This is a genomic window from Aquiflexum sp. (genome assembly GCF_041749095.1).
Classification (GTDB): Bacteria; Bacteroidota; Bacteroidia; order Cytophagales; family Cyclobacteriaceae; genus Aquiflexum.
Genome location: NZ_JBGTCA010000096.1, coordinates 1 through 6,809, shown reverse-complemented (window position 1 = coordinate 6,809; position 6,809 = coordinate 1). Strand labels below are relative to the sequence as shown.

The following is a 6,809-nucleotide window of genomic DNA, read 5'->3' as shown; positions in this document are numbered from 1 at the left end:
TTCAAGAAATATTTCGGGTGCATTTTCCTGATGGAGGGAATCAAAAAATTGCCAAAATCTATGAATGTCAGAGGTTTCGACAATTAAATTTTTGGGATCTGAAAGAAGCTTTCTATTGGAAGCGATACCATTCATCAGATGAACCCCTCTAGGATCCTCGGCCAAAAAATTCAGTACGCTACTTTGACTAATAGCATGCTCATCAAATAGCCCAAGACTGATGGCATTTTCCAATTCACCAATCCCTTTTAGGGTATCACCCTGGCCAATGCTGGACCTTGATTTAGATAGCCATTCATGCACCGTACCATCCTGGGCATAGATATTCAGCGACATCCAAAACGGCGCAAACAAAATGAGAATTATGTATTTCAATTTCATATCTAAATGATGGAAAAACACTTGAAAAAGTTGCCTCCAACATTATATTTTTGAGGGTTATCTTACTATTCGAGTTTCATCCTTAACAGCGGATAATTATTTCCCTGATCGTCCTTTTCTGTTCGTTGATAAGTTTTAAAGCCGAACTTTTTGTAAAAATCAACCGCTTTTGTGTTCTGTTCATTGACATCCACTTTATCAATTTTAAGTTCCCGAACTGCAAATTCCATAAGCTTTTTTCCATGACCTTTTCCGAAAAGATCCGGGGATAAAAACAGCATTTCCAACTTTTGATCTGCCACTCCCAAAAACCATAAACCGCATTGTTTTGGACTAAACAATAAACCTCCAAATCATGGAAATCCATTGATTTTACCAATGCTTTAATGGATAGAAAATCCTCTGATTTCAAAAAATGGTGGGTTGCCAATACAGAGCGTTCCCAAACTTCAAGAAGCTGTTCCCGATGTTTATCCGCATACTTTAAAATTTTAAAAGTTTGATTTTCCATTAGGATCTAATCCTACTTTGACATGTATAGTAATGGGCTAAAAACCTGCCAGGTTTTTTATCCCATATACATTGAATCTGTTGCATTTACAACTTTTAAACCTGGCAGGTTTCTTCCTTCAATGTTTAATTTGACAAGCAAAATTTGATTGCAAAAATAGCAATACCAGTCTAATTGTAATCCTTTTTAAGCCCTTTTAAATTTATAAACGCATTTAAATCCAACCCATCTATAAATCTATTTTTAAAATTTTTTGAAATAGCTCTTTTCTATAAACTAATTAATTAATATTTTTATCCAAACTTAAACATGATGAGAAACTCAAGCTTTTTGTTGGCGCTTTGCCTGTTGGTGGCATGCAGCCAAAAACATAGTGATACTTTAGAGGAGTTACTTGGCTATCAACTGGTAAAAATTGATTCCTTTCGGGTTGATAATCTGACCAGGGTGCAGATTACAGATTTCAGTGAAAAAGAAAATATCTTTTTAGGGTATTCCGAAGCAGAGAATGATATCCTTGAAATTTCTCCCAAAGGCGAAATACTCAAGCGTGTCAACCGTCGGGGAGACGGCCCCAATAATATGGGCAATTGGACGCCGTTAGGTATGAGTTTTGGTCCAAACGGTGAGCGGATGTTTCAATTGCCTTTCCAATTGCTAAGCTACGACAAGGACTACAATCAGACCAATAACATTCGGATAATGTCCCCGCTTCCGGTCAGGGCAAACATGCCATTGGGCAGGACTGCATATTTTATGGAAAACGGACAACCTAGATACCTGGTAGGGCCTAGCACCTTTCTGTCAGCTCATCTTTTGATTTACACTGAAGAAGGAAGGGATACGCTACAGAATTTTTCTCTTCTGTACCCGGAATCCGGTAATATGAAATCCATCATCCCCTATGAGGCAGATTCCTATTACAAAAAATCAGAACACATTTATTATTGGAGAATGGGCAAGTCATTTTTTATTGATGGCAATGAATTAGTGGTTTTGCATCATCTGGCAGATGACATTCTGGTATATGACATCGATAATGATTTTTCACTAAAAAGAAGAGTTCCAATTACCCACAGTGCTTTTGAAAAATACAATCCTTTGCCCATCGGCACTGCCATGGATGACCCAAAGGTGAATGAACTGAATTATATGTCCGGCAGAAATGAGAAAATCCTGTCCTTAGGAAATCAAATCTGGCTTTTATCATATTTTCAGGGAGTGACACCAGCAATGTATGAAGCAAATAATTCAGAAGAGAGTCCCTTTTCAACAAAAAAGGTAATGGAAAAACATAAACTCTTGGTTTTTAAAGATGGCCAACAAGTACCGGGAGAAATCCAAAAACCCGAGGGCAATATTATATTCTCATTTAAAGGTAACCAAATCTTGGTCCTCGAAGAGACAAGTGAAGAAACAGAGGAGGAGTTTACCCGATACAGTATTTATGAGGTGAAGAAGAGGTAAACAAAATGAGATTACTCTAATTTATCCGGATTTTCAGATTTGATCCTTGGACTAAAAACAAAATCCTCAATTGAAATCAATCGAATTTTATTGTTTAAAAAATACGGATGACGGGTATTGATAATGTAAACTTTTTCTTTCGGTATTATGGATGACGGTACTGCTAAAACTGCTGTTTTTCCTTCTCTATACCAATCATCCCCAATTTTTTGGCACAAAGAATAAGATGCTTTTTTATGCCAATTTTCCGGTAAAGATTCTTCTGGGATATCTGTGGTTTGGACTTCATCATCAATTTGAATTACCATTACCTTAAAAAGACTGTTGAGTCCCTCACTGCTTCTGTGGACAACATTTTCAAGGCAAGCCAAAGCCCTATTGGAAGATGTGTATATCACAAAGTTCCCAGATGAATTCCATCTATTTGATTTACCAGAAGCTATGAGGTTATATGCATATTTTTCCAAGCAAATGCGAAAAACCAGCATTTCAGGAGAAATCACCGTAAGCAATCGAATCCAATTCTTCCATTACCAAATCCATCCCACCACTAGTCTGCAAGAATTGATAAGGTATTGCATCATCTAAGCCAATAGCTGGCTTCTTTAGCCAATTATTAAAGGCTTCAACTGAACCAAAAACCTGTTCACCTTTTTTACGGAGCTCATTTAGCTTTAATACCTGTTCACTGGCTATTGGATTAAGGGATTTTTCGGACTTTTGATAATTCTTCAAAGTCTTGGTGGACAAGTGAAGAATCAGCGAAAGATCTTCGTCCGGCATTAAAAGCGTTTCCGAAATTTCAAATGCCATTTCTGCATCGACCCCTTTTTGGGCTTGAATTACCAAATCAAAATTACTGATGGGGTCTTTAGTTAACTTTATTTTTTGAATGACTTTGCTTTTCATAAGAATGACATATGTGAAGATGAGAAAGTTAAGGAATTTTTTCTATAAAAATTAGAATTTTTTCCAAAACTCTTAAACCTCCACATCCAAAACCCCCAAGGCAAATTTCAAAATCACTTCCTGAAAATACAAGGTATAGAGTGATTGGGCATAGTCTGATTGGGCGGTTACCAATTGTTGATTGGCTTGGGCAAGGTCAACAAAGTTGGACACACCCAACCTGAATCTTTCGGAGATAGCCCTTTGGGCTTCTTCGGCGGCTGACAATTGGACTTTTGTGGTTTGTTCTCTTTTGATGGATGCTTTGAAGTTTTCATAAGCCAGCTTGGTTTCCTGGGTCACCCTTCTTTCAAGGGCTGATTTTTCAAGTTGCTGGTTTTGCAAGTTCATTTTACTTCTGGCTACTGCTACTTTATTTTCAAAATTATTGAAAATCGGGATATTCAAAGAAATACCATAAATACGCCTTGGGAAAAAATTGAAAAACTGATCCCTGAAATTTCTTCCATCCAAAGAAGTGAAGAATGTCTCGTAATTGAAGAAGGCATTAAGCTGAGGAAGCATAGCGGATCTGGAAACTGCCACCATTTTCAAATTTCCTTCTTCCAATAGCTGTTGTTGAACAAGATCAGGTCTATTTTCGAACGCCAAGTCGTACAATTCATCAAAAGTTCTACCCATATAGGCGCTCTCCATATTTTCCATTTGAACCGGTTGAGGTGCAGGAAGTTTGTTGGGTCCCAATTGTAGGGTTTCCGCAAGCGTCCACAGATCCGTTTCCCATTGAATTTTGGCATTCAGGGCCACCGTTTCCAATCTTGCCACTTCAGACTGTTGGTTATATTGATCTGAGAGTGTCCGTAATCCGGCTTCTACAAATCCTTCTATTTGCTCCAGTTGTCTTTTTTGGTTTTCAAGATTTTCCAGCGCAATGCGGTACAATTCTTCATCCAATAATACCTGAAGGTATTGTTGTGCGATATTGAACATTACTTCTTGGGAAGCTCTTGAAAGTCCATATTTCCCCGCTTCTTCAAAATAACGGGTAGCCTGAGTATTCTTTATTCTCAAGCCACCATTATAGATCGGCATCTGTACATTGGCTCTACCTTCGATAATATTGTTGACCCGATTGACTACGATAAGCTCACCTTCCACTTGCTGGAATTGCTGACCTACTGTCTGCAAAACTGATGTATTCAAGTTCAATCTGGGCAAATGACCCATTTGAGCAGACCGCTTTTCCATGTGGAGCACATCCTGCTGATTGTTGAGGGACTGAAATTGCAGGTTTTGCTTCAATCCGATTTTTACAGCCTCCTGAAAAGAAAGCGGAATGGTATCCTGCGCTTGGAGTTCACCAATAAACAGCCCCAAGACCAAATAAGTAAATAGAATCCTTTTCATATTAAATCGCAATGTCCTGATCAAATTTTCCGTCCAACATTTCTATCAAACGGGTACCATAATCTGCATTTTCCCGTGAATGCGTAGCCTGAATAATGGTCGTACCTTCTTTGTTCAATTCCCTAAAAACTTCCATGATTTCCTTTGCCTGTGCAGAATGAAGGTTACCAGTGGGCTCATCGGCCAACAATACCCTTGGCCTGCCCGCAATGGCCCTGGCAATACCTACCAATTGCTGCTGCCCACCGGAAAGTTGTTCGGGAAAAAGGTCCTTTTTGGCAACCATATTGAATCGGTCAAGAATATCCGCTATGATGCTTTTCCGCTCCGAGCCCGAAACATTTCTATATAGAAGTGGGGTTTCGATATTTTCATAAACCGTCAATTCATCAATAAGGTGATAAGCCTGGAAAATATAGCCGAACTCAGATTTATGCAAAGCTGACCTTTGTCTGTCTCTCATCCCATTGATGGATTGATCGTCAAAAAAATATTGGCCTTCATAATCTTCATCCAAGAGACCTATAATATTGAGCAAAGTAGACTTACCTACCCCGGAAGGGCCCATAAAAGTCACAAATTCACCCTGATCGATTTTCAGGTCTATTCCTTTTAAAATAAACACCCGGTGAAACCGGGAATCAATGAATTTATCAATGTTTGTAAGTTGGATCATTTTTTTTAGACGTGAGACGTGAGATGTTAGACATGAGACTTGGGACGCTAGTTCCAATAGAAATTAGGATGAGACAAAATCTTATGCCATGGTGAAATATTGTTTTTTTTGATTTGATGACGGATGACGGAAACTTCGGACATCCGACTTCCGACTTCGAACATATTTCCAAAGCCATGCCACAAAAAAAAGCCCACAATTGTCCGTATAAGGGCAATTATGGGCAGAAATGGGTAAATTTATCCGAACAACTTTGTTCGCTGTCGGACGATTGATGTTATCCGGGAATGCTTGGCCGGACTTCAATTTTGCTTGGAAGTGTCCTTGGATGCATCTGCATCAGGTCAACGACCATTTGTCCAAGGTCCTCAATCTGTATTTTCCAGGAATCTTTTTCACTAGGTGTATGGTCATTGAAATAAGTGGCCACCGAACCGGGCATAATGGTAGTGAACCTGATTCCGTCCTTTCTCAGGTCCAGCATGGCGGCTTGGGTAAAACCCGTAACCCCAAACTTACTGGCATTATAGGCAGATCCACCTGCAAAAAAATTGGTCCCTGCCAAGCTGGAAATACTGATGAAAAAACCATTGCTGTCTTTCAGCGCATCCACTCCGGCTTTGAGGCTATAAAATACCCCTGTCAAATTGGTGTCTATGGTTTCATGCCATTGCTCCAAAGTAAGGTCCTGAACCGGTGCAAAATGGCCAATACCTGCATTGGCCACCAAGAGGTCCAATTGGCCCCATTTATCCAATACCTTTTTGACAGCATCTGCCTGAGAATCGAAGTCCCTGACATCAGCCTCAATTCCAATGACCTCTCCTCCTTCGATTTTATTGAGTTTGGCGGCGGCTTTATCGGCTGCATCTTGGGATCGGCTTGTGATGGCTACTTTCATTCCTTTGGCTATCAAGGCTGCGGCTATGCCGTAACCAATTCCTTTACTTCCGCCGGTGATGAGTGCGGTTTTGTTTTCTATGTTCTGCATGATCTTGTTAATATGGTTAAATAAAAATGCTCAAAAAGAAAACTGAATAAACACCAAATCGGTTCGGTAAAATCCAAAACTCAAAGATTTTGGTTGAAACGTTCATCATTATTCAGCCAATTTTGGTGAGGAATTATCCAAATATTCAATAGTTGGTATCAGGAATAAATCACCGGTGCTTTGTGAACGTACTTTTCATCCATCAGAACATCAAGGATAAACTGTGCTGTTTCTTTTCTGCTGATTTTGAGTCCAGGCCTGCGATCATTATTCAAAATTGCCTTCGGAGTTTTGGACTTTTGAGTATTGGTCAGAACCACAGGACGTATAATTGTCCAGTCCAGTCCGGAATTTCTGACCAAAGCCTCTTGTCTTTCATGTTCGAGATAGGCAGGAGAAAGGTTACTGTTGTCTATAAACCACGCAAACCAAGCGGGTATATAGGGTCTGCTGTCTCCGACACCCCA

At 39.6% G+C, this 6,809-nt stretch carries 9 protein-coding genes; 1 reads left to right on the top strand and 8 read right to left on the bottom strand.

Annotated features, from left to right (window positions below; translation table 11 throughout):
- A partial coding sequence (locus ACEW8O_RS05115) for a hypothetical protein (RefSeq protein WP_373493545.1) occupies positions 1-381 on the bottom strand: 381 nt, incomplete at its 3' end.
- 65 nt (positions 382-446) lie between these two features.
- Complete coding sequence (locus ACEW8O_RS05110; RefSeq protein ID WP_373493544.1) at positions 447-662, bottom strand: GNAT family N-acetyltransferase; 216 nt, start codon at positions 660-662, stop codon at positions 447-449.
- Between the two features lie 542 nt (positions 663-1,204).
- Here ACEW8O_RS05110 and ACEW8O_RS05105 point away from each other — a divergent pair.
- Positions 1,205-2,359 (top strand): hypothetical protein, encoded by a 1,155-nt coding sequence (locus ACEW8O_RS05105; protein WP_373493543.1) that lies wholly within the window; start codon positions 1,205-1,207, stop codon positions 2,357-2,359.
- 11 nt (positions 2,360-2,370) lie between these two features.
- On the opposite strand, the gene ACEW8O_RS05100 is transcribed toward ACEW8O_RS05105, so the two are convergent.
- The 6 genes from ACEW8O_RS05100 to ACEW8O_RS05075 all read right to left on the bottom strand — a co-directional run.
- Entirely contained in the window at positions 2,371-2,847 is a 477-nt protein-coding gene (locus tag ACEW8O_RS05100) for an RES family NAD+ phosphorylase (protein WP_373493542.1), read from the bottom strand.
- A 1-nt stretch (position 2,848) separates the two neighbouring features.
- Positions 2,849-3,268, bottom strand: coding sequence for an antitoxin Xre/MbcA/ParS toxin-binding domain-containing protein (locus ACEW8O_RS05095; RefSeq protein ID WP_373493541.1), 420 nt, complete (start codon positions 3,266-3,268; stop codon positions 2,849-2,851).
- 72 nt (positions 3,269-3,340) lie between these two features.
- Complete coding sequence (locus ACEW8O_RS05090; RefSeq protein ID WP_373493540.1) at positions 3,341-4,675, bottom strand: TolC family protein; 1,335 nt, start codon at positions 4,673-4,675, stop codon at positions 3,341-3,343.
- Between the two features lies 1 nt (position 4,676).
- Positions 4,677-5,351 (bottom strand): ABC transporter ATP-binding protein, encoded by a 675-nt coding sequence (locus ACEW8O_RS05085; RefSeq protein WP_373493539.1) that lies wholly within the window; start codon positions 5,349-5,351, stop codon positions 4,677-4,679.
- Positions 5,352-5,628: 277 nt separating this feature from the next.
- Positions 5,629-6,342 (bottom strand): SDR family oxidoreductase, encoded by a 714-nt coding sequence (locus ACEW8O_RS05080; protein ID WP_373493538.1) that lies wholly within the window; start codon positions 6,340-6,342, stop codon positions 5,629-5,631.
- A 158-nt stretch (positions 6,343-6,500) separates the two neighbouring features.
- Positions 6,501-6,809: NAD(P)-dependent oxidoreductase (locus ACEW8O_RS05075; protein WP_373493537.1), on the bottom strand; the 309-nt coding region annotated here is incomplete at its 5' end.

Bases quoted from the DNA above. Each gene is read 5' to 3' on its own strand.
- ACEW8O_RS05085 (WP_373493539.1), bottom strand. From the start codon at position 5,351: ATGATCCAACTTACAAACATTGATAAATTCATTGATTCCCGGTTTCAC.
- ACEW8O_RS05110 (WP_373493544.1), bottom strand. From the start codon at position 662: ATGCTGTTTTTATCCCCGGATCTTTTCGGAAAAGGTCATGGAAAAAAG.
- ACEW8O_RS05095 (WP_373493541.1), bottom strand. From the start codon at position 3,268: ATGAAAAGCAAAGTCATTCAAAAAATAAAGTTAACTAAAGACCCCATC.
- ACEW8O_RS05080 (WP_373493538.1), bottom strand. From the start codon at position 6,342: ATGCAGAACATAGAAAACAAAACCGCACTCATCACCGGCGGAAGTAAA.
- ACEW8O_RS05100 (WP_373493542.1), bottom strand. From the start codon at position 2,847: ATGCTGGTTTTTCGCATTTGCTTGGAAAAATATGCATATAACCTCATA.
- ACEW8O_RS05090 (WP_373493540.1), bottom strand. From the start codon at position 4,675: ATGAAAAGGATTCTATTTACTTATTTGGTCTTGGGGCTGTTTATTGGT.
- ACEW8O_RS05105 (WP_373493543.1), top strand. From the start codon at position 1,205: ATGAGAAACTCAAGCTTTTTGTTGGCGCTTTGCCTGTTGGTGGCATGC.